Origin of the sequence: Micromonospora sp. NPDC049051, assembly GCF_043197575.1 — a bacterium.
In the GTDB taxonomy this organism is placed as follows: Bacteria; Actinomycetota; Actinomycetes; order Mycobacteriales; family Micromonosporaceae; genus Micromonospora.
In genome coordinates, this window is the sequence record NZ_JBICTL010000002.1 from 263,636 (window position 1) to 290,047 (window position 26,412).

The window sequence follows — 26,412 nt, forward strand, 5'->3', positions numbered from 1 at the left end:
CTTGCCAGGGTGGGACATCACGAGGACCGTCGCCGGCCGCGGAGCAGCAGGAAGATCAGGTACGGGCCGCCGATGGCGGCGGTCAGCACGCCGGCGGGCAGCTGGGTGGGGGCGAACAACCGCCGGCCACCCAGGTCGGCCAGGACCAGCAGCAGCGCGCCGAGCAACGCGGCGCCGACCAGGGGCGGTCGCTCGGCGCGGACCAGCCGGCGGGCCAGCTGCGGGGCGACCAGGGCGACGAAGTCCACCGCGCCCACCTGGGCGGTGACCATCGCGGCGGCCAGCACGCCGGTGCCGGCGAGGCCGACCCGGCGGGCCACCGGGCGCAGGCCGATCCCCCGGGCGGTGTCGTCGTCCAGGGCGGTGCTGTTCAGCGCCCAGCCGGCCCAGGCCAGCACCGGCAGGAGCGCGGCCAGGGTGAGGGCGATCCACAGGCTCTCGGTCCAGCCCTTGCCGGCGAGCGTGCCGATCAGCCAGATCTGCGCGCGCAGCCCGTCGATCGGGTCGGCGGTGAGCATGACCACCTCGGTCAGGGCCCGCAGCGCGAAGGCGACCGCCACGCCGGCGAGCACGAACCGCTGGGCGGCCAGGCCGTGCCGGGCGCCGAGGGCGAACAGCAGCGCGGCGGCGACCAGCCCGCCGACCAGCGCGGCCGGCGCCACGAGCACGGCGGCGACGCCGCCGGTCAGGGCCACCGTCGCGGCGAGACCGGCGCCCTGGGTGATGCCGACGACGTCGGGGCTGGCGAGCGGGTTGCGCGCCACGCTCTGGATCAGCGTGCCGGCCACCCCGAAGGCCGCGCCGGCCACCGCGGCCAGCACCAGCCGGGGCAGCCGCAGGTCGAGGACCACCAGGTCGTACGGGGTGCCGGCGCCGGAGAGGGCGCGCAGCACGTCGGCCGGGGCGACGTACGGGGTGCCCAGCGAGAGGCTGAGCACTCCTGCGGCGAGCAGCAGCACGACCAGCACGGCGGCGACCAGCACCGAGCGGCGGCGGACCTGCACGTTGAGCGGACCGATCCGCACCAGCGAACGCCCGGGCAGCGCGGTGACGCCCACCCGCCGACGGCCCACCGGCCGCCCTGCCGCCGGGGCGGTGGGGGCGCTCACGCCGTCACGACCTTCGCGCGGCGTACCAGGAAGGCCAGCAGCGGGGCGCCGACCAGTGCGGTGACGATGCCCGCGGGCACCTCCCCGGGCGGCGCGACGAGCCGGCCGACGACGTCGGCGCCCAGCAGCAGCGCGGGCCCGAGCAGGGCGGAGACCGCGAGGGTCCAGCGGTGGTCGGTACCGACCAGGGCGCGGGCCAGGTGCGGCACCGCGAGCCCGACGAAGGCGATCGGCCCGGCGGCGGCGACGGCCGCCCCGGTGAGCAGGACGGCGGCGACGCCGCCGCCGACGCGGACCAGCCCGATGCGGTGCCCGAGGCCCCGGGCCACGTCGTCGCCGAGGGCCAGCGCGTCCAGGCCCCGGGCGACCAGCGCCGCCAGGAACAGCCCGGCGAGCACGAACGGCAGCACCTGGGCGGCCACCGTGACGTCCCGGCCGGTCAGCCCGCCGACCACCCAGAAGCGGTACTCCTCGAAGGTGCGGGCGTCCATGCTGAGCAGCGCGTACACCACGGAGGCGAGGCTGGCGTCGAGGGCCGCGCCGACCAGCGCGAGGGTGACCGGGCTGGCGCCGTCGCGGGCCTTCGCGGCGACGGCGAAGACCAGCACGCCGGCGCCGAGCGCGCCGCCGATGCCGAACCAGACGTACCCGGCCAGCGTGCCCACCCCGAAGACGGAGATGGCCAGCACCACGCCGAACGAGGCGCCGGCGCTGATGCCGAGGATGCGGGGTTCGGCCAACGGGTTGCGGGTGAGGGCCTGGAAGAGGACCCCGGCGACGGCGAGCGCCAGCCCGACGACGAGGCCCAGCGCGGTACGCGGCATCCGCAGCTCCCGCACGATGGTGCTGGCCTCGCCGCCGTCGGGGGCGATCAGCGCCCGCCACACCTCGTCGACGGCCAGCGCCCGGCTGCCGAGCGCGAAGCTCGCCAGCACGGCCAGCAGCAGCACCGACGCGGCGGCGACGAGGACCGCGAGGCGGCGACCGCCACGCGCCCTGGGCCGGGTGCGGGCCGGCGCCGGCCGGGTGGCGAGGGTGGTCACGAAACTCCTGCACGTTTGAGCTTAGGGTCGCCTTACCTTAGCGGAGCACCCTGGCCGCACCTAACTGGCCGTCGTCGATCCGGGCGGCGCTGACCAGGGCGGACAGCTGCGGATCCGGGCGGACGGCGGCCCTGGCCGCCCTAGGGTGTGGGGCATGCGATTCGACCAGCACACCGTGGTGCTCCTGAGCCGGCCGTCGGACGCGCCGCAGCTGCCGCTGGACGCGGCCGACCGGTTGCGGGACGCCCACCTGGCCCACCACGCGGGGTTGGTGGAGCAGGGGCTCGTCCTGGCCGCGGGCCCGTTCGTCGACACCGACGACGAGCGACTGCGCGGGTTCGTGGTGCTGTCCATCTCGCCGGAGGAGGCCCGTGAGCTGTACCACAACGACCCGGCCGTGCGGGCGGGGCGACTGCGCGTACGGGTGATGAGCTGGATGGTGCCGGAGGGCATCCTGCGCTTCGAGAGCGTGCCGTTGCCCCGGTCGATCCTGGAGGCCGCCGCCGGCGACTGACGGCGCGGCGGGCATCGGTCGGCGCCGTCGGCGGGTCGGGGCGCCGCCCGCCGGTGGCGCGCTGGCCGTAGCGGTGCCCGAGGCGCGTCAGTCGGCCGGGCGGGGCGCGGGGAGCGGGCCGGTCGGCCCGTCGAGCTGCTGGTCGGCCCAGACGTACGTCTCGGGCAGCAGCTCGGCGACGTGCACCACGCGCAGCGCGTCCATCGGCCCGACGATGACGCGAACGGTCGGGAAGTAGTCGCGCAGCACCTGGCGGCAGCGCCCGCAGGGCGGGATCACCCCGCGCCCCCGGTCGCCCACCGCGACGATCGTCTCCAGCTCGGTGACGCCCTGGGTGGCGGCGGCGCCGACCGCCACCACCTCGGCGCAGGGCCCACCGGTGAAGTGGTAGACGTTGACCCCGGTGAAGACCCGGCCGTCGGTGGTCCGCGCGGCGGCGGCGACCGTGTGGTTGTCGCTGCGGCAGCGCAGCTTGGCGACCGCCGTGGCGGCCTGCACCAGGGCCCGGTCGGTGTCGCGCATCGTCATCCCCATCCCCCGTGGCCAAGGTCGGTCGGCGCCCCACTCTAGACCGGCGGAGCGCCCCCGCGCGCCCCTCGCCGGACGCCGCCGACGGGCGTGACCACGGGCGGGCGGTGCGGCGGTGCGGCGGTAACCCGGGGGCGGTCCGGCCGGCGGCTGCCTATCCTTGGCGACGACATGCAGAATCCAGCCGCACCCGCCGCGACCGACCCCGTCCGCGAGCTGCACCGCCGCCTCCGTCCGCTGATGTTCCGCGACCAGCGCCGCCTGCAACGGCGCCTGGACGGGGTACGCCGGCTGCGCGACCCGCAGCGCCGGGAGTCGGCACTCGACGAGATCGCCGCCGACGTGGCGCGGGCCGAGGCGGTGCTCGAGCACCGGCGGGCCGCCGTACCGGTGATCACCTATCCGGCCCAGCTGCCGGTCAGCGAGCGCAGGGACGACATCGCCGCCGCGATCCGCGACCACCAGGTGGTGATCGTGGCCGGCGAGACCGGCTCCGGCAAGACCACCCAGCTGCCGAAGATCTGCCTGGAGCTGGGGCGCGGCGTCACCGGCCTGATCGGGCACACCCAGCCGCGCCGGCTGGCCGCGCGTACGGTGGCGGACCGGATCGCCGAGGAGCTCGGCACCGAACTGGGCGACGTGGTCGGCTACAAGGTGCGCTTCGCCGACCAGGTGAGCGACCGCAGCCTGGTGAAGCTGATGACCGACGGCATCCTGCTCGCCGAGTTGCAGACCGACCGGATGCTGCGCCAGTACGACACGCTGATCATCGACGAGGCGCACGAGCGCAGCCTCAACATCGACTTCATCCTCGGTTACCTCCGGCAGCTGCTGCCCCGCCGACCCGACCTGAAGGTCATCATCACCTCGGCGACCATCGAGACCGAGCGCTTCGCCCGGCACTTCGCGGGGCCGCCCACCGCAGACGAGCCGGACGGCGTACCGGCGCCGGTGGTCGAGGTCTCCGGGCGCACGTACCCGGTCGAGGTGCGCTACCGGCCGCTGGTCGAGGTGGCCGAGGGCGACGACGACGGGGAGGACGAGGAGAACGTCCGCGACCAGATCCAGGCCATCGGCGACGCCGTCGAGGAACTGGCCGCCGAGGGGCCCGGCGACATCCTGGTCTTCCTCAGCGGCGAGCGGGAGATCCGCGACACCGCGGACGCGCTGGGCAAGCTGGTGGAGAAGAAGCCGGCGCTGCGCGGCACCGAGATCCTGCCGCTGTACGCCCGGCTCTCCACCGCCGAGCAGCACCGGGTCTTCGCCCCGCACGCCGGGCGCCGGGTGGTGCTGGCGACCAACGTCGCGGAGACCTCGCTCACCGTGCCCGGCATCAAGTACGTGGTGGACCCGGGCACGGCCCGCATCTCCCGCTACAGCAGCCGGCTCAAGGTGCAGCGGCTGCCGATCGAGCCGGTCTCCCAGGCGTCGGCCAACCAGCGCAAGGGCCGCTGCGGGCGCACCTCGGACGGCATCTGCGTCCGCCTCTACGACGAGCAGGACTTCCTGTCCCGGCCCGAGTTCACCGACCCGGAGATCCTGCGTACCAACCTCGCCTCGGTCATCCTCCAGATGACCTCCATCGGGCTGGGCGACGTCGCCGCGTTCCCGTTCATCGACCCGCCGGACCGGCGCAACATCGCCGACGGCGTCAACCTGCTGCACGAGCTGGGCGCGCTGGACCCGGCCGAGACCGACCCGGCGAAGCGGCTCACCGCGCTGGGCCGGCGGTTGGCCCAGCTCCCCGTCGACCCACGGCTGGCCCGGATGGTCGTCGAGGGCGAGCGCAACGGCTGCGCCACCGAGGTGATGGTGATCGCCGCCGCGCTGTCCATCCAGGACCCGCGCGAGCGGCCCGCCGACAGGCAGGCCCAGGCCGACCAGGCGCACGCCCGGTTCACCGACCGGGAGTCGGACTTCGTGTCGCTGCTCAACCTGTGGCGGCACCTGCGCGAGCAGCAGCGCGAACTCTCCTCCAGCGCCTTCCGCCGGATGTGCAGGGCCGAATTCCTCAACTACCTGCGGGTGCGCGAGTGGCAGGACATCGTCAGCCAGCTGCGTCAGGTACTGCGTACCTCCGAGCAGGGTGGCGGGCGACCGGCGCGCAACGCCGACGGCGGACGCCGGGGCGGCGCGGACCTGCCGGAGGAGATCGACACCCCGAAGGTGCACCAGTCGCTGCTGGCCGGCCTGCTGTCGCACGTCGGGCTGAAGGACGCGCAAAAACACGAGTACCTGGGCGCCCGGGGCGCGAAGTTCGCCCTCTTCCCCGGCTCGGCGCTGTTCAAGAAGCCGCCGCGCTGGGTGATGGCCGCCGAGCTGGTGGAGACCTCCCGCCTCTGGGGCCGGGTGGCCGGCCGGGTCGAGCCCGAGTGGGTCGAGCCGCTCGCGCAGCACCTGGTCAAGCGCAGCTACAGCGAGCCGCACTGGGAGAAGAAGCAGGCGGCCGTGATGGCGTACGAGAAGGTGACCCTCTACGGCATCCCGCTGGTCACCTCCCGGAAGGTCAACTTCGGCCGGATCGACCCGGCGCTGTCCCGGGAGCTGTTCATCCGGCACGCCCTCGTCGAGGGCGACTGGCAGACCCACCACCACTTCTGGCGGGACAACCAGCGGCTGCTGGCGGAGATCGAGGAGCTGGAGAACCGGGCCCGCCGCCGCGACATCCTCGTCGACGACCAGAGCGTCTTCGAGTTCTACGACGCGCGGATCCCCGCCGACGTGGTCTCCGGGCGGCACTTCGACGCCTGGTGGAAGAAGACCCGCCGGGAGCAGCCCGACCTGCTCACCTTCACCCGGGAACTGCTGGTCAACGCCGGCCGCACCGGCGTGGACGAGACCGACTACCCCGACGAGTGGTCCGCCGACGGGGTGAGCCTGCCGCTGACCTACCGGTTCGAGCCGGGCACCCCCACCGACGGCGTGACCGTCGACATCCCGCTGCCCCTGCTCAACCAGGTGCCGGCGGAGAGCTTCGACTGGCAGGTCCCCGGGCTGCGCGAGGAGCTGGTGATCGCGCTGATCCGCTCGCTGCCCAAGGCCGTGCGCCGCAACTTCGTCCCGGTGCCGGACTACGCGCGCGCGGCGCTGGCCGCGATGCCCGCCGGGGAGGAGCCGCTGCTGGACGCGCTGACCCGGCAACTGCGCCGGATGACCGGCGTCACCGTGCCCCGCGACGCCTGGGACACCGAGCGGCTCCCCGCGCACCTGCGGGTCAGCTTCCGGGTGCTCGACGAGGAGAACAAGCCGGTCGCCGAGGGCAAGGACCTGCCGGCCCTGCAACGCCAGCTCAAGGCGGAGGTACGCCAGGTGGTGGCTGCCGCCGCCCCGGACGTGGCCCGCACCGGGCTGCGCGAGTGGAGCGTCGGCGCGCTGCCGCGCACCATCGAGCAGGTGCGCGCCGGGTACGCCGTGACCGCGTACCCGGCCCTGGTCGACGAGGGCGACACGGTCGGCGTGAAGGTCTTCGACTCGCCGGCCGAGCAGGAGGCCGCGCACTGGGCGGGCACGCGGCGGCTGCTGCGGCTGACCGTGCCGTCGCCGGCGAAGTTCCTCCAGGGGCGGCTGAGCAACGAGGCGAAGCTCGCCCTGAGCCGCAACCCGCACGGCGGCGTGCAGGAGCTGATCTCCGACGCGGCCGGGGCGGCGATCGACAAGCTGATCGGCGACGCCGGCGGCCCGGCCTGGGACACCGAGGGCTTCGCCGCCCTGCGGGAGAGGGCCCGGGCCGACCTGGTGGACACCGTGGTCGAGGTCATGGATCGGGTGCGCCGGGTGCTCGCCGCCGCGTACGCGGTCGAGCAGCGCCTCGGCGCCACGAGGAACCTGGCGGTGGTGGCCGCGCTGGCCGACATCCGGGCCCAGCTGAACGGCCTGGTGCACAAGGGTTTCGTCACCGAGACCGGGTACGCGCGCCTGCCCGACCTGCTGCGCTACCTGACCGCGATCGAGCGGCGGCTGGACCGGCTGCCGGGCAACCCGCAGCGCGACAAGCAGCAGCAGGACCGGATCGCGGTGGTGCAGAAGGAGTACCAGGACATGCTCGCCGCGCTGCCGCCGAGCCGCCGGCAGTCGACGGCGGTCCGGCAGATCCGCTGGATGATCGAGGAGCTGCGGGTGAACGTGTTCGCCCAGGCGCTGGGCACCCCGTACCCGGTGTCGGAGCAGCGGATCTACCGGGCGATGGACGAGGCCGAGGGCAGGTAGGGCGGCACGCCCGCCCCCGTCGGGCGGCGCGTCGGCGTCGGCACGGTCAGGGCGCGGACGCCGGTGCCCCACGCAGCACCCGCAGCAGCACCGGCGGCGAGAGCAGCCGCGTCGGCGGGTCGACGAGGTTCACCACCCGCAGGAACGCCGCGCCCAGCGCCGGGTCCCGGGTCGCCGCCGCGTGCAGCCGGCCCACGTACGCGTTGACCAGGCGTACCCGCGGCGAGCGCCGGCCGGGCACCTCGGGGAAGCGCAGGTCGGTGCCGACCGCGATGGACCAGGGCCCGTCGATCAGCCGGGCCGCGCCCCGGAAGAACCGCCGGGCGAGCCGTTCGGGCGAGCGGCGCAGCAGCCGGCGCAGCAGCAGGGCCTCCAGCGCCGCCACCGTCATGCCCTGCCCGTAGACCGGGTTGAAGCTGCACACGGCGTCGGCCACCACCAGGTAGCCGGCCGGGAAGCGGCGCAGCCGCTCGTAGCGCCGCCGCACGCTGGCCGGGAACTTCATCGTCGCCGGCGGGCTCTCCGGCTGCGCCGTACGCAGCAGGTCGGCGATCTGCGGGGCGGCGAGGGTCTCGGCGAAGGCGGTCATGCCCTCGTCGTCGGCCGGCGGTTCCTCGCCGAGCATGCCGCTGAGCGCCACGGCGAACCGGCCGTGCTCCTGCACGGCCACGATGCCGCCCCGGGGCTGGCCGGGCACGGCGTTGGTGAGCGCGCCGAGCAGCCCCTCCAGGTGGTGCGGCTCCCGCCGGTAGGTGCGGGTGAGGTAGGTGACGCCGACCTTGACGCGTTCCTCCGGCGCCGGCCGGTAGCCCAGCTCGGCCAGCCACACGGGGCTGCGGGTGCCCCGGCCGCCGGCGTCGACGACGAGGTCGGCCGCGAGGGTGCTCGGCTGCCCGTCGCGGGGGCGCAGCCGTACGCCGGTGACCCGCCCCCGGTCGGCGCTGGTGGTGAGCCCCGCCACCTCGCAGCCCGGCACGATCCGCACCCCGGGCAGGGCGGCCACCCGCTCCCGGACGACCTGTTCCAGCAGCGGCCGGCTGACCCCGATGGCGAACAGCGGGGACGGCGCGCGCCGCATCCGGTGGCCGTTGTTGTACCAGTGGACCTGCTCGTGCAAATCGACAGTGGGTACGCCGCGCGCCGTCAGCTCCGCCGAGATCCCGGGCAGCAGTTCCTCGAGCGCCTGCCGGCCCCGGGTCAGCAGGACGTGCAACTGCCGCCCCTGCGGTACGCCCCGGCGGCTGTCCGCGCCCTCGGGCAGCACGTCCCGGTCCACGAGGGTGACCCGCTCGTACGCCTCGGTGAGTGCGCGGGCGGTCAGCAGTCCGCCCATGCTGGCGCCGATCACCACGGCGCTGCCCGTTGCCATGCGGGCAGCGTAGGCAGGCGGGCGGGGGCCGGTCGTCTTCCGTCGTGCGCAACCTGGCGCGGGCGGGCGGGGACGCCGACCGGGCCCGCGCCGGCGGCCTCAGAGCGGCTCGAAGCCCGGCGGCAGGTCCCCGTCGGCGGTGGCGTCGCGCACGTACTCCAGCAGTATCCGGCGCAGCTCCCGGCCGGCGTGGGTGGGCACCACGTCGCGGCGCCGGGCGACCGCGATGGTCCGCCGGACGCCGGGCGGGGCCAGCCGGGTGACGCGTACGCCCGGCCGGCGGACCACCACGATGCCGGGGACCAGCGCGACGCCCAGCCCGGCCTCGACGAAGCTCAGCACCGCGTCCATCTCGCCGCCGTCGACGGCGATGGTCGGGTCGAAGCCGGCCTCCCGGCAGGCCTGGAGGGTGGCGTCGCGCAGGTCGTAGCCCTCCCGGAACATCACCATCGGCTGGTCACGCAGGTCGGTGACGCGCAGCTGGTCGCTGCCCGGCGCCACCGGCAGTTCCTCGACGGAGGCGACCACCAGGCTCTCCCGCAGGATGGGGTCGGCGCGCAGGCCGGGGTCGATGCCCTGCGCCGGCATGATGATCAGTGCGAGGTCGAGGTCGCCGCGGAGCAGGCCGCGGACGAGGTCCTGCGAGCCGCTCTCCTCGACCCGCAGGTCGATGGTGGGGTGGGCGTCGCGGAAGCGGCGCAGCACCGGCGGGGCGAGCGAGGTGACGAGGCTGGGGGTGGCTCCGAGCCGGACCCGGCCGCGGCGTAGGCCGACGAGTTCCTGCACCTCGCGGGTCGCGGTGTCCACGTCGGCCAGGATCCGCTTGGCCAGCGGCAGCAGCACCTCACCGGCCGCGGTGAGCGCGATGTTGCCCCTTACCCGCTCGAACAGGGGGGCGCCGAGGCCCTCCTCCAGGGCGTGAATTTGCTTACTCAAGGAGGGCTGGGTGATGCCGACGATGTCGGCGGCTTGGGTGAAATGTCGCACTTCCGCCACCGCCACGAAGTACTTCAGCTGATGGAGCTGCATCTACATAGCTTATAGCTATCAAGACTGCGAGTTCGATGCATTGGACGACTGAATCAAGTACTCCTAGCGTCGATCGCGTGGTAGTCACGAGAACCCGGTCGCCCATCCGCTCCAGCGTCGGCCTGAAGGCCGTCATGGCGGTGACGGGCATCATCCTGGTGTCATTCCTGATCGCGCACATGCTCGGCAACCTGAAGATCTTCACGGGGGCGGCCTCGTTCGACCACTACGCGCACTGGCTGCGCGAGATCGGCACCCCGCTGCTGCCGGGCGTGTGGTTCCTGTGGATCATGCGGATCGGCCTGGTGGTGGCGGCGGTCGGCCACATCTGGGCCGCGACCGCCCTCGCCGTACGCGCCCGCGCCGCCCGCCCGGTGCGGTACGCGCACCGCAAGAAGGTGCAGGGCAGCTACGCGGCCCGCACGATGCGCTGGGGCGGGGTGATCATCCTGCTCTTCGTGGTCTACCACATCCTGGACCTCACCACCGGCACGCTGAACCCGGTCGGCGACCCGAACCGGCCCTCCGCCAACGTGGTGGCCGACTTCGCCCCGGAACGCTGGTACGTGACGCTCTTCTACACCCTGGCGGTGGTCGCCCTCGGCTTCCACCTGCGCCACGGCCTGTTCAGCGCGCTGCGCAGCCTCGGCCAGCAGACCCCGAGCGGCGAGCGGCGGGCCCGGGCGGTGGCCCTCGGCTTCTCCGTGGCGCTCTGCGCCGGCTACCTGGCGGTCCCGTTCGCCGTACTCACCGGATTGGTGTCCTGACATGGATCTCTACCGCGAGGGCGACCCGATCGCCGACACCAAGGCTCCCGACGGCCCGATCGAGACCCGCTGGGAACGCCGCCGCTTCGAGGCCAAGCTGGTCAACCCGGCCAACCGCCGCAAGCTGACCGTGATCGTGGTCGGCACCGGCCTGGCCGGCGGCTCGGCCGCCGCCACGCTCGGCGAGCAGGGCTACCGGGTCAAGACCTACTGCTACCAGGACAGCCCGCGCCGGGCACACTCCATCGCGGCGCAGGGCGGCATCAACGCCGCCAAGAACTACCGCAACGACGGCGACTCGGTGCACCGCCTCTTCTACGACACCGTCAAGGGCGGCGACTTCCGCTCCCGGGAGTCGAACGTGCACCGGCTGGCCGAGGTCTCGGTCAACATCATCGACCAGTGCGTCGCCCAGGGCGTCCCGTTCGCCCGCGAGTACGGCGGCCTGCTGGACACCCGCTCCTTCGGCGGCGCGCAGGTGCAGCGCACCTTCTACGCCCGGGGCCAGACTGGCCAGCAGCTGCTGCTCGGCGCGTACCAGGCGCTGGAGCGGCAGATCGGCCTCGGCAACGTGGAGATGAACACCCGCCACGAGATGCTGGAGCTGATCGTCGTCGACGGCAGGGCCCGGGGCATCGTGGTGCGGGACATGGTCACCGGCGAGATCACCACGGAGTTCGCGGACGCCGTCGTGCTCGCCTCCGGCGGCTACGGCAACGTCTTCTACCTCTCCACCAACGCCAAGGGCTGCAACGTCACCGCCACCTGGCGGGCACACCGCAAGGGCGCGTACTTCGCCAACCCCTGCTACACGCAGATCCACCCGACCTGCATCCCCGTCTCCGGCGACCACCAGTCGAAGCTGACGCTGATGAGCGAGTCGCTGCGCAACGACGGCCGGGTCTGGGTGCCCAAGGCCAAGGGCGACACCCGCAGCCCGCGGGACATCCCCGAGGACGAGCGGGACTACTACCTGGAGCGGATCTACCCCTCCTTCGGCAACCTGGTCCCGCGCGACATCGCCTCCCGGGCCGCGAAGAACGTCTGCGACGAGGGACGCGGCGTCGGCCAGACGGGGCTCGGCGTCTACCTCGACTTCTCCGACGCGATCGACCGGCTCGGCCGCAAGGCCATCGAGGCCAAGTACGGCAACCTCTTCGAGATGTACGAGCGGATCACCGGCGAGGACCCGTACGAGGTGCCGATGCGGATCTACCCCGCCGTGCACTACACGATGGGCGGCCTCTGGGTCGACTACGACCTCCAGTCGTCCATCCCGGGCCTGTTCGTGATCGGCGAGGCGAACTTCTCCGACCACGGCGCGAACCGACTCGGCGCCTCGGCGCTGATGCAGGGTCTGGCCGACGGCTACTTCGTGCTGCCGAACACCGTCGCCCATTACCTGGCGTCCGGCCCGTTCGAGAAGGTCGACGCCACGCACCCGGCGGCCGTGCAGGCGCGCGCCGACGTCGAGGACCGGATCCAGCGGCTGCTGGCCGTCGACGGCGACCGGACAGTGGACTCGTTCCACCGCGAGCTGGGCCAGATCATGTGGGAGCACTGCGGCATGGAGCGCAGCGAGGCCGGGCTGCGCAAGGCGATCGACGAGATCCGCGCCCTGCGCGAGCAGTTCTGGCAGCGGGTCCGGGTGCCGGGCACCGGCGAGGGGCTCAACCAGTCGCTGGAGAAGGCCGGCCGGGTGGCCGACTTCTTCGAGCTGGCGGAGTTGATGTGCATCGACGCCCTGCACCGCGAGGAGTCCTGCGGCGGTCACTTCCGGGCCGAGCACCAGACGCCCGACGGTGAGGCGGAGCGCGACGACGACCGCTTCGCGTACGTGGCGGCGTGGGAGTTCACCGCCACCGGCGAGCCCTCGGTGCTGCACAAGGAAGACCTGAACTTCGAATACGTCCACCCCACGCAGCGGAGCTACAAGTGAACCTGACCCTGCGCATCTGGCGCCAGTCCGGCCCCGAGGACAAGGGTCGGATGGTGACCTACAAGGTCGACGACGTCTCCCCGGACATGTCCTTCCTGGAGATGCTCGACGTCCTCAACGAGCGGCTGATCCTCGCCGGCGAGGAGCCGGTGGCGTTCGACCACGACTGCCGCGAGGGCATCTGCGGCATGTGCGGCCTGATGATCAACGGCGACGCGCACGGGCCGCAGCGCGGCACCACCGCCTGCCAGCTGCACATGCGGCAGTTCTCCGACGGCGACACGATCGACATCGAGCCGTGGCGGGCCCGGGCCTTCCCGGTCATCAAGGACCTGGTGGTCAACCGGGGCGCCTTCGACCGGATCATCGCGGCCGGCGGCTACATCACCGCGCCGACCGGCAGCGCCCCCGAGGCCCACTCGACCCCCGTCGCCAAGGCCAACGCCGACGCCGCCTTCGAGGCCGCCGAGTGCATCGGCTGCGGCGCGTGCGTCGCGGCCTGCCCGAACGGCTCCGGCATGCTCTTCACGGCGGCGAAGGTCACCCAGCTCTCGCTGCTGCCGCAGGGCCAGCCGGAGCGCTTCACCCGGGTGATCGGCATGGTCGACGCACATGACGAGGCCGGCTTCGGCGGCTGCACCAACGCCGGCGAGTGCACCGTGGTGTGCCCCAAGGGCATCCCGCTGAACACCATCGGCCGGCTCAACCGCGACTACCTGATGGCCACCTCGAAGCGGGGCGACAACACCCCCGGCTCCTGACCCTCCGCACGTCCCGCCGGCGACGCCGGTGCAGGGCCGCCGCGATCCTTCGAACGCGGCGGCCCTTGCCGTACCACCTGCCCGGCCGCCGGCCCGCCGTCGCACTCCCCTGCCGCGACGCGCGCGCCCCGACTCCGACCGGCCCCGCCGGGGACGAGCCGCTGGTCCGCGCCCGACTCCGACCAGAGTCGCCCCCGCCGGGATTCGGCCCGCTCCCCGCGCCGGCCGGATACGCCTGCTCGCGCCCTGTCGAGCTGAATCGTCTGCGACATCAGCTGAGTCGTCTGTGCCATCAGCTCGACAGGCGTCGACCGGCACTGACCGGACCGCCGGACCGGGACCGCCAGACCCGGACCGCCGGACCGGGACTGCCAGACGGGACCGCCGGGCCGGGGACCGCCGGACCGGAGCCGCTCCGGTGCCGGTTCAAGTCGTCGGGGGCGGGTAGCAACCCCGGGGACGGCACGAGGAGGGACGGCGGAACATGAAGGCACTGACCTGGCAGGGCAAGCGGGACGTACGGGTGGAGGAGGTGCCCGATCCGCGGATCGAGGAGCCGACCGACGCCGTCGTCCGGATCACCTCGACCGCCATCTGCGGCTCCGACCTGCACCTGTACGAGGTGCTCGGGCCGTACCTGAAGCCCGGCGACGTCCTCGGCCACGAGCCGATGGGCATCGTCGAGGAGGTCGGCCCGGGGGTGACCCGGCTCCGGCCGGGCGACCGGGTGGTGATCCCCTTCAACATCTCCTGCGGCTCCTGCTGGATGTGCGACCGGCAGCTGTACGCGCAGTGCGAGACCACCCAGGTCACCGCCGAGGGCAAGGGGGCGGCGCTCTTCGGCTACACCTCGCTGTACGGCTCGGTGCCCGGCGGGCAGGCGGAGTACCTGCGGGTGCCGCACGCCCAGTTCGGCCCGGTCAAGGTGCCCGACACCGGGCCCGACGAGCGCTGGCTCTACCTGTCCGACATCCTGCCGACCGCCTGGCAGGCCGTGAAGTACGCCGACACCCCGCCCGGCGGCACCCTCGCCGTCTTCGGGCTCGGGCCGGTGGGCCAGCTCTGCGCCCGCATCGGCCGGCACCTCGGCGCGGAACGGGTCATCGGGCTGGACCTGGTGCCGGAGCGGTTGGCGATGGCCCGCCGGCACGGCATCGAGGTGCTCGACGTCAGCCAGCTGGACGACGTGCCCGACGCGCTGATCGACCTCGTCGACGGGCGTGGCCCCGACGCGGTCATCGACGCCGTGGGCATGGAGGCGCACGGCGCGCCCCTCGGCAAGCTCGCCCAGACCGCCGCCGGGCTGCTGCCCGACAAGCTCGCGCAGACCATGACCGACAAGGCGGGGGTGGACCGGCTGGTCGTACTCAAGGCCGCGCTCAAGGCCGTCCGGCGGGGCGGCACCGTCTCCATCTCGGGCGTCTACGGCGGCGAGGTCGACCCGCTGCCCCTGATGGAGATGTTCGACCGGGGCGTCCAGCTGCGGATGGGGCAGTGCCACGTACGACGGTGGACCGACGAGATCATCCCGCTGCTCTCGGGCGACGACGACCCGCTGGGCGTGGAGGACCTGCGTACCCACCGGGTGCCGCTGGCGCGGGCGCCGCAGGCGTACGAGATGTTCCAGAAGAAGGAGGACGGCTGCGTCAAGGTCGTGCTGGCGCCATGACCCGTACGGTGGTCGTGACCGGCGCGACCAGCGGGATCGGCCGCGCGGCGGCCCGGTCCTTCGCGGATCGGGGCGACCACCTCGTGCTCGCCGCCCGTTCCCCCGTCACCCTCGCCGCCGTCGGTGACGAGTGTCGGGCCGCGGGCGCGCAGGCCCTGGAGGTGCCCACCGACGTCACCGCCGCCGGCGCGCCCGCGGCGCTCGCCGAGGCGGCCCTGGACCGCTTCGGCGGCCTCGACGTCTGGGTGCACACGGCGGCGGTGATGGCGTACGGCCGGTTCGACGAGACCCCGGAGCGGGTCTTCGAGCAGGTGGTGCGCACCGACCTGCTGGCCGCCGCCGCGGTGGCCCGGGTGGCGCTGCGCCACTTCCGGGTCGACGGCGCGGGGACGCTGATCCTCACCGGGTCGGTGCTCGGGCACATCACGGCGCCCTACATGAGCGGCTACGTGGCGAGCAAGTGGGGGTTGCAGGGGCTGGCCCGCACGTTGCAGCAGGAGGTCCGGGAGACCCCGGGTGTGCACGTCTGCATCGTCAACCCCGGCAGCGTAGACACCCCGGTCTACCAGCGGGCCGCGAACCATCTCGGTCTGATCGGCCGGCCCCCGCCGCCCGTCACCACGCCGGAGCGGGTGGCGCGGGCCATCGTGGAGTGCGCCGACCGGCCCCGCCGGGAGGTGTCGGTGGGCCGGGCCAACGTGGTCATGCGGGTCGGCTTCACCGTGCTGCCGGGCGTCTACGACGCCCTGGTCGGGCCGTTGATGCGGCTGGCCGGGCTGACCGACCGCCCGGTCGCGCCGCACGACGGCGTGTTGTTCGCGCCGGATCCGGCCGCCGCGTCGGTGCGCGGCGGCTGGCTGCCCGACCTCGGGCGGGTGGCGCGGGCCGTGGGCGAACTGCCCGGCCCGGTCGTCGCGGCCGTCCGGCGCCGGCTGCGGTGAGCGCCTCGCGGGGTCACCGGTATCGATCGTTTCGCCTAGGGTGGTGGGTCGACCGACCACGACGGGAGAGACGATTGACTATCCGGCTGAACCGCAGGACCGCGCTGGGTCTGGGCACGGTGGCCACGGCCGGGACGGTGCTCGGCACCGCCGTGCCGGCGTCCGCCGCCCCCGAGGTCACCGAACCGGCCCCGGCGACGCCGCAGCAGGCCGCCCGCCGGGTGGCCGCGAGCTACGAGCGGCAGACGGTGGCGGCGGGCGGCAACTGGCAGGCGTACGTCAGCGTCGCCGACCCGGCGGGCGCGCCCGTGGTGGCGGTGTCCGCCGAGCCGGACCGGCGCATCGAGGCGTACAGCGTCAACAAGGTCGCGGTGGCCGTGGCGGTGCTCGACAAGGTCGACCGGGGGCTGCTGACGCTCGACCAGCGGGTCGAGGTGACGGCGGCGATCGTGGTGCCCGGCGGGGACGGCATGTTCAGCCTCGACGGCGCGTACCCGAGCTTCGTGACGCTGGGACACGCGCTGGCCAACCTGCTGACCGTCTCCGACGACACGGCGGTACGGCTGTGCGGCCTGGTCTGCCCGGCCGCCGAGCTCAACGAGATCCTGCGCGGCAAGGGCTTCCCCAACACGCAGGTGCAGCCGGTGGCCAACCCCAACCGGTTCTTCCTCGGCACCAGCACCCCGCGCGAGACCCACGACCTGCTGCGCGCGCTGGTGGCCGGCACGCTGCTCTCGCCGGCCAGCACGGCGTTCGTGCTGCGGCAGCTGCGCGCCCCCGTGGCGTACACCGACGGGATCCGCCGGGTCATGTCCTCGACCGAGCGGGCCCGGGTCGCCACGAAGGCCGGCTGGTTCGCCGACGCCCGGCACGAGGCGGGGGTCATCTTCGACGCGGCCGGTGCGCCCGTGCTGACGTACGCCCTCTTCGCCGACGGGCAGGCCGGGGCGGACGACTACGGCGCGACGCACCCCGCCGTCGAGGCGCGGGCCCGGATGGGCCGGCGCTTCCTCGCCGCCGTCGACCGTCTGGCCGGCACCGGCATCACCCACCGGCCGAGCGCGCAGCGGCCCAGCAACGGCGGCTGAGCGCCTCTCCACGCACGGGGCCCGCCGGCGCGGCGGGCCCCGCCGACCTTCCGGCGGTCCCCCGGCCGCCGGGCTACCGTGGGACGCGGGACACGGCGGAGGGACGACGATGGGCGCACCAGCGCAACGTGCGGGACTCGACGGCACGCTCGGGCGGCGGCTACGCGGGGCGGCCGGGCTGGCCGCGCTGGCCGGGCTCGCGTGGGTGGCCCGGGACGTGCCGGCGGCGCTCGGCGGCCGGCTGACCGGCGCCCGCGCGGAGCGGGCCGCCCGCTCCCCCCGGTTCCGCGACGGCACCTTCCACAACCCGGGCGGCTCCCGCTCGATGCCCGGCGTTCCCGACCGGCACCTCGTCCGTGAGCTGATCTTCGGCAAGCAGAAGCGCCGGCCGAGCGCCGCCGTGCCGCTGCTGCGCCCGGACGCCGCCCCGGCCGCCGACGCCGGGCGTGAGCTCAACGTCGTCTGGTACGGCCACGCCTCCGCGCTGATCGAGATCGAGGGCCACCGGGTGCTGCTCGACCCGGTGTGGAGCGACCGCTGCTCGCCGTCGACTCTGGTCGGTCCGCGCCGCCTGCACGCCCCGCCGGTACGCCTCGACGAACTGCCCCCGGTGGACGCGATCCTGATCTCGCACGACCACTACGACCACCTCGACATGGCGACCGTGCAGGCGCTGCTGGGCAGCCAGTCGGCGCCGTTCCTGGTGCCGCTGGGGGTGGGCGCGCACCTCGACCGCTGGGGCGTACCGGCGCAGCGCATCGTCGAGCTGGACTGGGAGGAGAGCCACCGGGTGGCGGGGCTGGAGATCACCGCCACCGCCGCCCAGCACTTCTCCGGCCGGGGGTTGCGCCGCGACGGGACGCTCTGGAGCTCCTGGGTGGTCGCTGGCGCGCACCGGAAGGTCTTCTACACCGGCGACTCCGGCTACTTCGACGGCTACGCCGAGATCGGCGAGCGGCACGGGCCGTTCCACGTGACCCTGATGCAGATCGGGGCGTACGACCGGGCCTGGCCGAGCATCCACATGTTCCCCGAGGAGGCCGTCGCCGCCCACCTCGACCTGCGCGGCGGGCTGCTCGTACCCGTGCACTGGGCGACGTTCAACCTCGCCCTGCACGACTGGTCCGAGCCGGTGGACCGGATCTGGGCCGAGACGAAGGCCCGGGACGTGCGGCTGGCGGTGCCCCGCCCCGGGGAGCGGGTGGTGGTGGACGATCCGCCGGCCGTCGACGGCTGGTGGCAGGCCGTCGCCTGAACGGCCTCAGAGGACGAAGGCGTCGGTCCAGAGCGCCCCGGAGCGGCCCGACAGGGCGTCCAGCATGGCGACCGCCTGGCCGTCGGTGAGCTGGGCGACGAAGTCGACGATCGCCCGGCCGCGGGCCTTGCCGATCCGGTCCGGCGTACGCGGGTGCAGCTCCGCCTCGGCCAGCTCCACCAGGTCGTGCAGGCGGCGCGGCAGCCGGGACTCCTCCTCGGGGTCGAGCAGCCACTCCAGCAGCGCCTCCACCAGGGTGCCCAGCAGCCGGGCCTGCCCGCGCTGGTGCAGGGCCAGGTCCGGCCGGGCCAGCACGAACCGGTGGTGGACGAACTTGAGCACCTGCACCTCGTGCCACTGCGCCGGCGGGAGCAGCACGTGCCCGGAGCGCACCGCCGGGTGCGCGACCACGGTGATCGCGTCGACGAAGCGGGTCGTCCAGCGGGCGGAGAACCGGGCCACGTACTGCTCCGCCTCGATGGAGCCGTCGAAGGGCATCGCCAGCAGCCCCTCCACCAGTTCCTCGCGGACGTGCTCGACGGCGGCGGCGAACGCGTCGTCGTCGGCGACCCAGGCGTCCTTGCGGTGCAGTTGCCGGCGCAGCCGCTCGATCGCCGAGCCGGGTCGGCGGGCGGCGGCGGCCAGCGCCGCGTCGGTGATGGCCCGGAAGTGCCCGCTCTCGCGCTGCCAGGCCATCAGCTCGGCGGCCACCGCGCCCTGCTGGAGCACCCCGACCCGGTAGAAGTCCTCCACGTCGTGGATCGCGTACGCGATGTCGTCGGCCGTGTCCATGATCGACGCCTCGGCGGTCTGCTGCCAGTCCGGGATGCGGCCCGCGAACGGTTCCCGGGCCTGCCGCAGGTCGTCGACCTCGGTCCGGTACGCCCCGAACTTCGACGAGCCGCTGCCCGGGTCGTCGGGTGGCGGGGTGGCGCCGCGCGGCGGCGGGTCCAGCAGCCGGGGGTGCGGGTCGGGGTGGTCCAGCCGCGTCCACGGGTACTTCAGCAGGGCCGCCCGCACCGCCGCCGTGAGGTCCAGGCCGGTGGTCGCCGCGCCGCGGATCTCGGTGCTGGTGACGATCCGGTACGACTGGGCGTTGCCCTCGAAGCCGTCGGTCAGCCCGAGCCGCTGCCGGGCCAGCCGGTCCAGCACCCGCTCCCCCAGGTGCCCGAACGGCGGGTGGCCGAGGTCGTGCGCGAGCGCGGCGGCCTCCACCACGTCCGGGTCGCAACCGCCCAGCTTCTCCAGCAGGTCGCGGTACGCCTCGTCGGCGGTGAGCCGTTCGGCGATGGCGCGCGCCACCTGCGCCACCTTGAGGCTGTGGGTCAGCCGGTTGTGCACGAGCAGGCCGGACCCGCCAGGGCTGACCACCTGGGTCACGCCGTTGAGCCGGGCGAAGAACGGCGAGGCGACGATGCGGTCCCGGTCGGCCCGGAACGGGCTGGCGGCGAGGTCGCCGAGTGCCCGGGCGCTGCCGCCGAAGAGCCGCCGGGCGCGCGGGTCCACGGGAGTTTCCATGATCGCCACGCTAGCGCAGCGCGGGCCGCGACGGCGTACGCACGCCGGTCCGGTAGGCGGCGGCACACCGGGGCGGGGGTCGCGACGGCCGTCGGTGGGGGCCGGCAGAATGCACGGCGGAACCCACACCGAAGGCGGATCGAGATCGTGACCCTCTCTGTTCATCAGCGGATCGCCGAGGAGCTCGGCGTCGCCGAGCGTCAGGTAAGTGCGGCCGTGGAGCTGCTCGACGGCGGCGCGACCGTGCCGTTCATCGCCCGCTACCGCAAGGAGGCCACCGGCCTGCTCGACGACACCCAGCTGCGCACCCTGGAGGAGCGGCTGCGCTACCTGCGCGAGCTGGACGAGCGGCGCGCGGCGGTGCTGGAGTCGATCCGTGGCCAGGGCAAGCTCGACGAGGCCCTGGAAGCGCAGATCATGGCGGCCGACTCGAAGTCCCGCCTGGAGGACATCTACCTGCCCTACAAGCCCAAGCGTCGGACCCGGGCGCAGATCGCCCGCGAGGCGGGGCTGGAGCCGCTCGCCGAGTCGCTGCTGACCGACCCGGGCCAGGATCCGCGCCAGGTCGCCGCCGGCTACGTCGACGCGGACAAGGGCGTGGCCGGTGCTGCCGCCGCGCTGGAGGGCGCCCGCGCCATCCTCATCGAGCGCTTCGCCGAGGACGCCGACCTGATCGGCACGCTGCGCGAGCAGATGTGGTCGCGGGGCCGGCTGGTCTCCCGCGTACGCGACGGGCAGGAGTCGGCCGGCGCGAAGTTCGCCGACTACTTCGACTTCGCCGAGCCGTACCCGAAGCTGCCCTCGCACCGGATCCTGGCCATGTTCCGGGGCGAGAAGGAGGGCGTGCTCGACCTGACCATGGAGCCCGAGGAGGCCGGCGACGCCGACGCGGTGGTCACCGGGCCGAGCCGCTACGAGGCGGCGATCGCCGGGCGCTTCGGCGTCACCGACAAGGGCCGGCCCGCGGACCGCTGGCTGGCCGACACGGTGCGCTGGGCCTGGCGTACGCGGATCCTCATCCACCTGGGGGCGGACCTGCGGATGCGCCTGTGGCAGGCGGCCGAGGAGGAGGCGGTGCGGGTCTTCGCCACGAACCTGCGCGACCTGCTGCTCGCCGCGCCGGCCGGCACCCGGCCCACCATGGGGCTGGACCCGGGCCTGCGTACGGGGGTGAAGGTCGCCGTCGTCGACGCCACCGGCAAGGTGGTCGCCACCGACACGATCTACCCGCACGAGCCGCGCCGGCAGTGGGACGCCTCGATCGAGACCCTCGCCCGGCTGGCCGGGGCGCACGGCGTCGAGCTGGTCGCCATCGGCAACGGCACCGCCAGCCGCGAGACCGACAAGCTCGCGGGCGAGCTGATCAAGCGTTACCCGCAGCTCAACCTGACCAAGGTGGTGGTCTCCGAGGCCGGGGCGTCGGTCTACTCCGCCTCCGCGTACGCCTCCCAGGAGCTGCCCGGGCTGGACGTCTCGTTGCGCGGGGCGGTCTCCATCGCCCGGCGGCTCCAGGACCCGCTCGCCGAGCTGGTCAAGATCGACCCCCGCTCGATCGGGGTCGGCCAGTACCAGCACGACCTGTCGGAGGTGAAGCTCTCCCGGTCGCTGGACGCGGTGGTCGAGGACTGCGTCAACGCGGTGGGCGTCGACGTCAACACCGCGTCCGCGCCGCTGCTGACCCGGGTCTCGGGCATCGGCGCCGGGCTGGCGGAGAACATCGTGCTGCACCGCGACGCCAACGGGCCGTTCCGCACCCGCGCGGAGCTGAAGAAGGTGCCCCGGCTCGGGCCGAAGGCCTTCGAGCAGTGCGCCGGCTTCCTGCGTATCCCCGGCGGTGACGACCCGCTGGACTCCTCCAGCGTGCACCCCGAGGCGTACCCGGTGGTGCGTCGGATCCTGTCCACCACGGGGCAGGACCTGCGGTCGCTGATCGGCAGGAGCGCGATCCTGCGGGGGCTGCGGGCCACCGACTTCGTCGACGACACGTTCGGCCTGCCCACCGTCACCGACATCCTCGCCGAGTTGGAGAAGCCGGGTCGCGACCCGCGGCCGGAGTTCCGCACCGCGACCTTCGTCGAGGGGGTCGAGAAGATCAGCGACCTGGTCCCGGGCATGGTGCTGGAGGGCGTGGTGACCAACGTGGCCGCGTTCGGCGCCTTCGTGGACGTCGGCGTGCACCAGGACGGGCTCGTGCACGTCTCGGCCATGTCCCGGACGTTCGTCAAGGACCCGCGCGAGGTGGTCAAGTCCGGCGACGTGGTACGGGTGAAGGTGCTCGACGTCGACGTGCCCCGCAAGCGGATCTCGCTCACCCTCCGGTTGGAGGACGACGCGGAGGCGGGCGCCGGGCGCGGTGGCCCGGACGGCGGGCGCCGCGAGCGCGGCGCACAGGGCGGCCCGCGCGGCGACCGGGGCGCCTCGCGGGGCGCTCCGGGCGGCCAGTCGGGCCAGGGCGGCGGTGCACGCGGTGACCGGGGCGGTCAGGGCGGCGGCGGGCGCGGCGGCCAGGGCGGCGGCCAGGGCGGCGGGCGCGGCGGCGCGCAGCGGCCGGGCCGCGGCGGCTCGGGGCCCGCGCCGACGAACGACGCCATGGCGGAGGCGCTGCGCCGGGCCGGGCTGGCCTGACCGGCGGCGCAGGAGCGCCGTCACGACGGGTCCGCGGGGCGGTGGGCGGCCTCGCGGGCCAACTCCCGGAGCGCGGGGCGGTGGGCCGCCTCGCGGGCCAGCTCCCGGAGCGCGAGGCGGTGGGCGGCCTCGCGGGCCAGCTCCCGGAGCGCGAGGCGGTCGACGGCGCCCGGCGCTGACGCACGTCCAGGGCCGGGCGCAGCGTCGTGGAGACCGCCCAGGCTGGGCACCGACGGGCACCCAGTCCGGGGTCGCACCGACGGGCGCACGCTCGGGCGCCGGGGCGCAGCCGCACGTTCGCGGATGCTCGCGCCTGAGCGGCCGGAAGCAAGCCTCCGCCGGGCCCGGAAGACACCTGCGGGACGCTGTCGAGCTGATGTCGTAGCCGATTCAGGCGACGACGATCCGGGCGACGCCTGATGTCGCAGACGACTCAGCTCGACAGCGACCAGCTAGGCCATCGGCGCCGCTGACGCCGCCCGCCACGACCAGGACGTGCGCCGGGCGCGAGTGGCGACGGCGTCGCGGGCGAGGGCGTCGGTCGCCCGCAGCTCGCCCCGCACGCGTGGACCCGGCAAGTGACCGGCCGTGCCTGCGGGTGGCGACGGGGGTCGGGCGCTGACCGGTGCGGACGGGGGACGACGGATCGCGGTGGGCGGCGGGCGGCGGGGGACGGCGGGCACGGCGGGCGTGGCGGGCGGCGGGCGGCGGGCGGCGGGCGGCGGGCGTACCGTCGCTGTCGTGGATGGGGGCGACGGCCTGGAGTGGCGGGAGCGGCAGCGGCGGGCGGTGCGGGCGCACGCGGCGGCCGACGAGCGCCGGCGGGCGGCGGAGGGTGCCGAGGCGGCGCAGCTCGTCGCCTGGTTCGTCGCCGAGGCGCTCCGGCGCGGGCTGCCCACGGAACGGCTCACGGCCCGGGGCCTGGACGGGCGCGGCAGCTACCGGACGGGTCTGCGCGGCTGGTACGTCGACCGGGCCCGCACCCGGGCCGTCGACGTCGACGGGCGGTTCCACCTGCTGACCGTGGCCGGCGGCCCGCGCGCCCTGCTGTTCGGGGCCGAGCCGCAGCCCAGCCCGCCGCCGCTCGTGGTCGGCGCGGGTGGCCGCGACGGTGAGTCGATCCCCCTGCGCACGCTGCTGGCCCGCCGCCTCGAGGCGGGCGACGAGACGCCCTGAGCGGGCGGCGGCGCCGTGAACCCCGAGGCCCGCTGAGCGGCGAGCCGGCGCCCGTCGACCGGGTGCCGCTGCTGCGTCAGTCGGCGGCCAGCGCCGCCCTCATGCCACCATCCGGACCGCCATCGCGCAGGTCGGGAGGCACCTCTTCGGCAGCGGGCCGCGTCCTGACGGGCCGTTGGGCGGTTGACCTGTCGGGATCAGCGTCGAGTGTCGCGATTTCACGGCGACAGCACGTTCATCCCTGTTAGAACGGGTTTGTTCTGTGGCGCCTGACTCTGCCTGGAGGTCGAGACCTTGCCTGGTTCCGTGAAGACACCGGAGAGCCTCGCGCAACGACCGGAGGCGCTCAAGCGGGCGATCGACGTCCTGGCGGCGGCGGTGCTGCTCGTACTGGCCGCGCCGCTTCTCCTCGTCGTGGCCGTGCTGGTCGCGGCGGGACTCGGCCGGCCGGTGCTGTTCCGGCAGCCGCGCGCGGGACGGCACGGCCGGGTGTTCGAGCTGGTCAAGTTCCGCACCATGCTTCCGCCCGACCCCCGACGGGGACGGGTGCACGACGGGGACCGGCTGACGCCGCTAGGGCGGTTCCTGCGCTCCACCAGCCTGGACGAGCTGCCGACCCTGTGGAACGTGCTGCGCGGCGACATGAGCCTGGTCGGCCCCCGACCCCTGCTCACCGAGTACCTGCCGCGCTACTCCCCCACCCAGGCCCGCCGTCACGAGGTCCGGCCGGGCGTCACCGGGCTGGCGCAGGTGCGTGGCCGCAACAGCCTGGGCTGGGAGGAGAAGCTGGACCTGGACGTCTGGTACGTCGACCACCGCAGCCTGCGGCTGGACCTGTCGATCCTCGCCGCGACCGTCCGCACCGTGCTGCGCCGCGAGGGGATCTCCGCGGCGGGCTCGGCCACGGCGCCCGAGTTCCTCGGCACACCCGCGCGTGTGCCCGCCACACCGGGACCCGCGCCCGCCGCCCCCGGACTCGTGCCCGCCACACCGGGACTCGTGCCCGCCACACCGGGACCGGACGCCGCCCTGACCGTCTCCGCCGGGGGTGGCCGGTGAGTGGAACTATCCACCTGTCCCCGCCCGACGTCGGCCCGCTGGAGGAGTCGTACGTCGTCGCGGCCCTGCGGTCCGGATGGGTCGCGCCTGTCGGGCCGGATCTCGACGCCTTCGAGCGCGAGGTCGCCGCGCGGGTGGGCACCCGGGGGGCCGTCGCCGTGAGTTCCGGCACGGCCGCGCTGCACCTGGCCCTGCTCGGGGTGGGGGTCGGGCCGGGGGACGTGGTCGTCGTGCCGACGCTGACGTTCGTGGCGACCGCGAACGCGGTCCGCTACGTCGGCGCCCGCCCGGTCTTCGTCGACTGCGACCCGCACTCCGGAAACGTGGACGTGGGCCTCGTGGACGAGCTGATCCGGACCCTGACCCTGCGGGGGCAGCGCGTCGGGGCGGTGGTGCCCGTCGACCTCTTCGGCAGCTGCGCCGACCACACCGCGCTGGCCCCGGTCTGCGCGGCGGCGGGCGTACCGGTCGTCGAGGACGCCGCGGAGGCCCTCGGCGCGACCCATCACGGCCGGCCGGCCGGCTCGTTCGGGCAGGTCGGCATCCTCTCCTTCAACGGCAACAAGATCATGACCACGTCGGGCGGCGGGATGCTGGTCTCCGACGACACGGCGCTGCTCGCCCGGGCCCGGTTCCTGTCGACGCAGGCCCGCGAGCCGACGCCGCACTACGAGCACCGCGAGACGGGCTACAACTACCGGCTGAGCAACCTGCTCGCCGCGCTGGGCCGCGCCCAGCTCGTCCGGTTGGACGGGATGATCGCCCGGCGCCGGCGCCTGCGCGACCAGTACGCCAAGCTCTTCGCCCCGATCCCGGGTGTGCGACTGCTCGGCATGGACGATCCGGGCTCCAACTGCTGGCTGACCACCATCGCGGTCGACCCGGAGCGGGCCGGCTGGCGGGCCGCCGACCTGGGCGCCCACCTGGCCGCGCGGGAGATCGAGACCCGTCCGGTCTGGAAGCCGATGCACCTGCAACCGGCGTACGCCGACGCCGAGCACCTCGTCACCGGGGTGGCCGAGCGGCTCTTCGCCGACGGGCTGGCCCTGCCCAGCGGCAGCGCCCTGAACGAGCGCCAGGTCGGCCACGTCCTCACCGCCGTCGACGAGTTCCTGACGGCCCGTACGGGAGCGTCGACGGCGTGACGGTCCCCCTGGTGGTCGTCGGCTGCGGCGGGCACGGCCGGGAGGTGCTCACGATCGCCCGGGCGATGGACGCCGCCGGCAGGCCCCGCTGGCACCTGCTCGGGTTCGTCGACGACCGGCCCGCCGAGGAGAACCTGAAGCGGGTGCAGCGACTGGAGGTGCCCTACCTCGGCGGGGTCGCCTGGCTGCGCGACGCCCCGCCGGAGACGCACCACGTCATCGGCATCGGCGATCCGCGCGTCCGGCGGGCCGTCGCCGCCCGGGTCGACGCGTACGGCACGCCGGCGGCGAGCCTCGTGCATCCGGCGGCGACGATCGGGCCGGACACGGTGCACGGGCCGGGCTTCGTCGCCTTCGCGGGGGCCCGGGTCACCACCAACGTCACGCTCGGCCGGCACGTGCACCTCAACCAGAACGCCACGGTCGGGCACGACTGCGCCCTCGCCGACTTCGTGTCGGTGAACCCGCTGGCCGCCGTGTCCGGCGACTGCCGCCTGGCGGAGGGGGTGCTCGTCGGGACGACGGCGGCGGTGTTGCAGGGCCTGCGGGTCGGCCGCGACGCCACCGTCGGGGCGGGCGCCTGCGTCGTACGGGACGTGCCGGACGGTGTCGTGGTCAAGGGCGTACCCGCCCGTTGACCCGACGAGCCCTCGGCCCCATGGGCGAAAATT

The 26,412-nt window shown here is 74.5% G+C and carries 21 protein-coding genes; 14 read left to right on the top strand and 7 right to left on the bottom strand.

The genetic code is table 11. The features are described 5' to 3' along the window. Positions 1-17: 17 nt before the first annotated feature. Entirely contained in the window at positions 18-1,109 is a 1,092-nt protein-coding gene (locus ACGFIR_RS08535) for a FecCD family ABC transporter permease (RefSeq protein ID WP_393006030.1), read from the bottom strand. Then, on the bottom strand, positions 1,106-2,152 hold the full coding sequence (locus ACGFIR_RS08540; RefSeq protein ID WP_393143952.1) for a FecCD family ABC transporter permease: 1,047 nt from the start codon (positions 2,150-2,152) through the stop codon (positions 1,106-1,108). Before ACGFIR_RS08540 ends, ACGFIR_RS08535 begins: the two co-directional genes overlap by 4 nt. Before the next feature lie 154 nt (positions 2,153-2,306). Between ACGFIR_RS08540 and ACGFIR_RS08545 the strand changes: the two genes are divergently transcribed. After that, the gene (locus ACGFIR_RS08545; protein ID WP_393006034.1) at positions 2,307-2,666 is read left to right on the top strand and encodes a YciI family protein; all 360 of its coding nucleotides are present in this window, start codon (positions 2,307-2,309) and stop codon (positions 2,664-2,666) included. Positions 2,667-2,753: 87 nt separating this feature from the next. Here the strand turns inward: ACGFIR_RS08545 and ACGFIR_RS08550 are convergent, their stop codons facing one another. After that, complete coding sequence (locus ACGFIR_RS08550; protein ID WP_393006036.1) at positions 2,754-3,194, bottom strand: cytidine deaminase; 441 nt, start codon at positions 3,192-3,194, stop codon at positions 2,754-2,756. A gap of 171 nt (positions 3,195-3,365) precedes the next feature. Here ACGFIR_RS08550 and hrpA point away from each other — a divergent pair, with 171 nt between their 5' ends. After that, positions 3,366-7,400 (top strand): ATP-dependent RNA helicase HrpA, encoded by a 4,035-nt coding sequence (gene hrpA / locus ACGFIR_RS08555; RefSeq protein WP_393143954.1) that lies wholly within the window; start codon positions 3,366-3,368, stop codon positions 7,398-7,400. A 46-nt stretch (positions 7,401-7,446) separates the two neighbouring features. On the opposite strand, the gene ACGFIR_RS08560 is transcribed toward hrpA, so the two are convergent. Together ACGFIR_RS08560 and ACGFIR_RS08565 are read right to left on the bottom strand one after the other, a co-directional pair. Next, on the bottom strand, positions 7,447-8,769 hold the full coding sequence (locus ACGFIR_RS08560) for an FAD-dependent oxidoreductase (protein ID WP_393006040.1): 1,323 nt from the start codon (positions 8,767-8,769) through the stop codon (positions 7,447-7,449). A gap of 99 nt (positions 8,770-8,868) precedes the next feature. Further along, a complete protein-coding gene (locus ACGFIR_RS08565; protein ID WP_393006042.1) occupies positions 8,869-9,798 on the bottom strand; it encodes a LysR family transcriptional regulator in 930 nt (309 codons plus the stop codon). A 35-nt stretch (positions 9,799-9,833) separates the two neighbouring features. Between ACGFIR_RS08565 and ACGFIR_RS08570 the strand changes: the two genes are divergently transcribed. The 7 genes from ACGFIR_RS08570 to ACGFIR_RS08600 all read left to right on the top strand — a co-directional run bounded on the left by ACGFIR_RS08570 (position 9,834) and on the right by ACGFIR_RS08600 (position 18,218). Next, a complete protein-coding gene (locus tag ACGFIR_RS08570; protein WP_393143956.1) occupies positions 9,834-10,565 on the top strand; it encodes a succinate dehydrogenase cytochrome b subunit in 732 nt (243 codons plus the stop codon). A gap of 1 nt (position 10,566) precedes the next feature. Next, positions 10,567-12,504 (top strand): fumarate reductase/succinate dehydrogenase flavoprotein subunit, encoded by a 1,938-nt coding sequence (locus tag ACGFIR_RS08575; protein WP_393006046.1) that lies wholly within the window; start codon positions 10,567-10,569, stop codon positions 12,502-12,504. Continuing rightward, on the top strand, positions 12,501-13,265 hold the full coding sequence (locus ACGFIR_RS08580; protein ID WP_393143958.1) for a succinate dehydrogenase/fumarate reductase iron-sulfur subunit: 765 nt from the start codon (positions 12,501-12,503) through the stop codon (positions 13,263-13,265). The genes ACGFIR_RS08575 and ACGFIR_RS08580 overlap by 4 nt, the downstream gene beginning before the upstream one ends. A 484-nt stretch (positions 13,266-13,749) precedes the next feature. Then, positions 13,750-14,934, top strand: coding sequence for a zinc-dependent alcohol dehydrogenase (locus ACGFIR_RS08585; protein ID WP_393143960.1), 1,185 nt, complete (start codon positions 13,750-13,752; stop codon positions 14,932-14,934). Further along, complete coding sequence (locus tag ACGFIR_RS08590) at positions 14,931-15,875, top strand: SDR family NAD(P)-dependent oxidoreductase (protein WP_393143962.1); 945 nt, start codon at positions 14,931-14,933, stop codon at positions 15,873-15,875. The genes ACGFIR_RS08585 and ACGFIR_RS08590 overlap by 4 nt, the downstream gene beginning before the upstream one ends. A 74-nt stretch (positions 15,876-15,949) precedes the next feature. Beyond that, entirely contained in the window at positions 15,950-16,963 is a 1,014-nt protein-coding gene (locus ACGFIR_RS08595; protein ID WP_393143964.1) for a serine hydrolase, read from the top strand. A gap of 109 nt (positions 16,964-17,072) precedes the next feature. Next, complete coding sequence (locus ACGFIR_RS08600) at positions 17,073-18,218, top strand: MBL fold metallo-hydrolase (RefSeq protein WP_393143966.1); 1,146 nt, start codon at positions 17,073-17,075, stop codon at positions 18,216-18,218. A 6-nt stretch (positions 18,219-18,224) separates the two neighbouring features. Here the strand turns inward: ACGFIR_RS08600 and ACGFIR_RS08605 are convergent, their stop codons facing one another. Continuing rightward, a complete protein-coding gene (locus ACGFIR_RS08605; RefSeq protein WP_393143968.1) occupies positions 18,225-19,736 on the bottom strand; it encodes a deoxyguanosinetriphosphate triphosphohydrolase family protein in 1,512 nt (503 codons plus the stop codon). Between the two features lie 147 nt (positions 19,737-19,883). Here ACGFIR_RS08605 and ACGFIR_RS08610 point away from each other — a divergent pair, with 147 nt between their 5' ends. After that, on the top strand, positions 19,884-22,361 hold the full coding sequence (locus ACGFIR_RS08610) for a Tex family protein (protein WP_393006060.1): 2,478 nt from the start codon (positions 19,884-19,886) through the stop codon (positions 22,359-22,361). Positions 22,362-22,381: 20 nt separating this feature from the next. Here the strand turns inward: ACGFIR_RS08610 and ACGFIR_RS08615 are convergent, their stop codons facing one another. After that, positions 22,382-22,591, bottom strand: coding sequence for a hypothetical protein (locus ACGFIR_RS08615; RefSeq protein WP_393143970.1), 210 nt, complete (start codon positions 22,589-22,591; stop codon positions 22,382-22,384). Between the two features lie 511 nt (positions 22,592-23,102). On the opposite strand from ACGFIR_RS08615, the gene ACGFIR_RS08620 reads away from it, so the two are divergent. From ACGFIR_RS08620 to ACGFIR_RS08635, 4 genes are all read left to right on the top strand, one after another. Further along, positions 23,103-23,537: a hypothetical protein gene (locus tag ACGFIR_RS08620; RefSeq protein WP_393006322.1), complete on the top strand. Its 435-nt coding sequence runs from the start codon at positions 23,103-23,105 to the stop codon at positions 23,535-23,537. A 306-nt stretch (positions 23,538-23,843) separates the two neighbouring features. Further along, positions 23,844-24,596, top strand: coding sequence for a sugar transferase (locus tag ACGFIR_RS08625; RefSeq protein WP_393143972.1), 753 nt, complete (start codon positions 23,844-23,846; stop codon positions 24,594-24,596). Beyond that, positions 24,593-25,741 (top strand): DegT/DnrJ/EryC1/StrS family aminotransferase, encoded by a 1,149-nt coding sequence (locus tag ACGFIR_RS08630; protein WP_393143974.1) that lies wholly within the window; start codon positions 24,593-24,595, stop codon positions 25,739-25,741. The genes ACGFIR_RS08625 and ACGFIR_RS08630 overlap by 4 nt, the downstream gene beginning before the upstream one ends. Beyond that, positions 25,738-26,379 (top strand): acetyltransferase, encoded by a 642-nt coding sequence (locus ACGFIR_RS08635; protein ID WP_393143976.1) that lies wholly within the window; start codon positions 25,738-25,740, stop codon positions 26,377-26,379. Before ACGFIR_RS08630 ends, ACGFIR_RS08635 begins: the two co-directional genes overlap by 4 nt. Positions 26,380-26,412 lie beyond the last annotated feature (33 nt).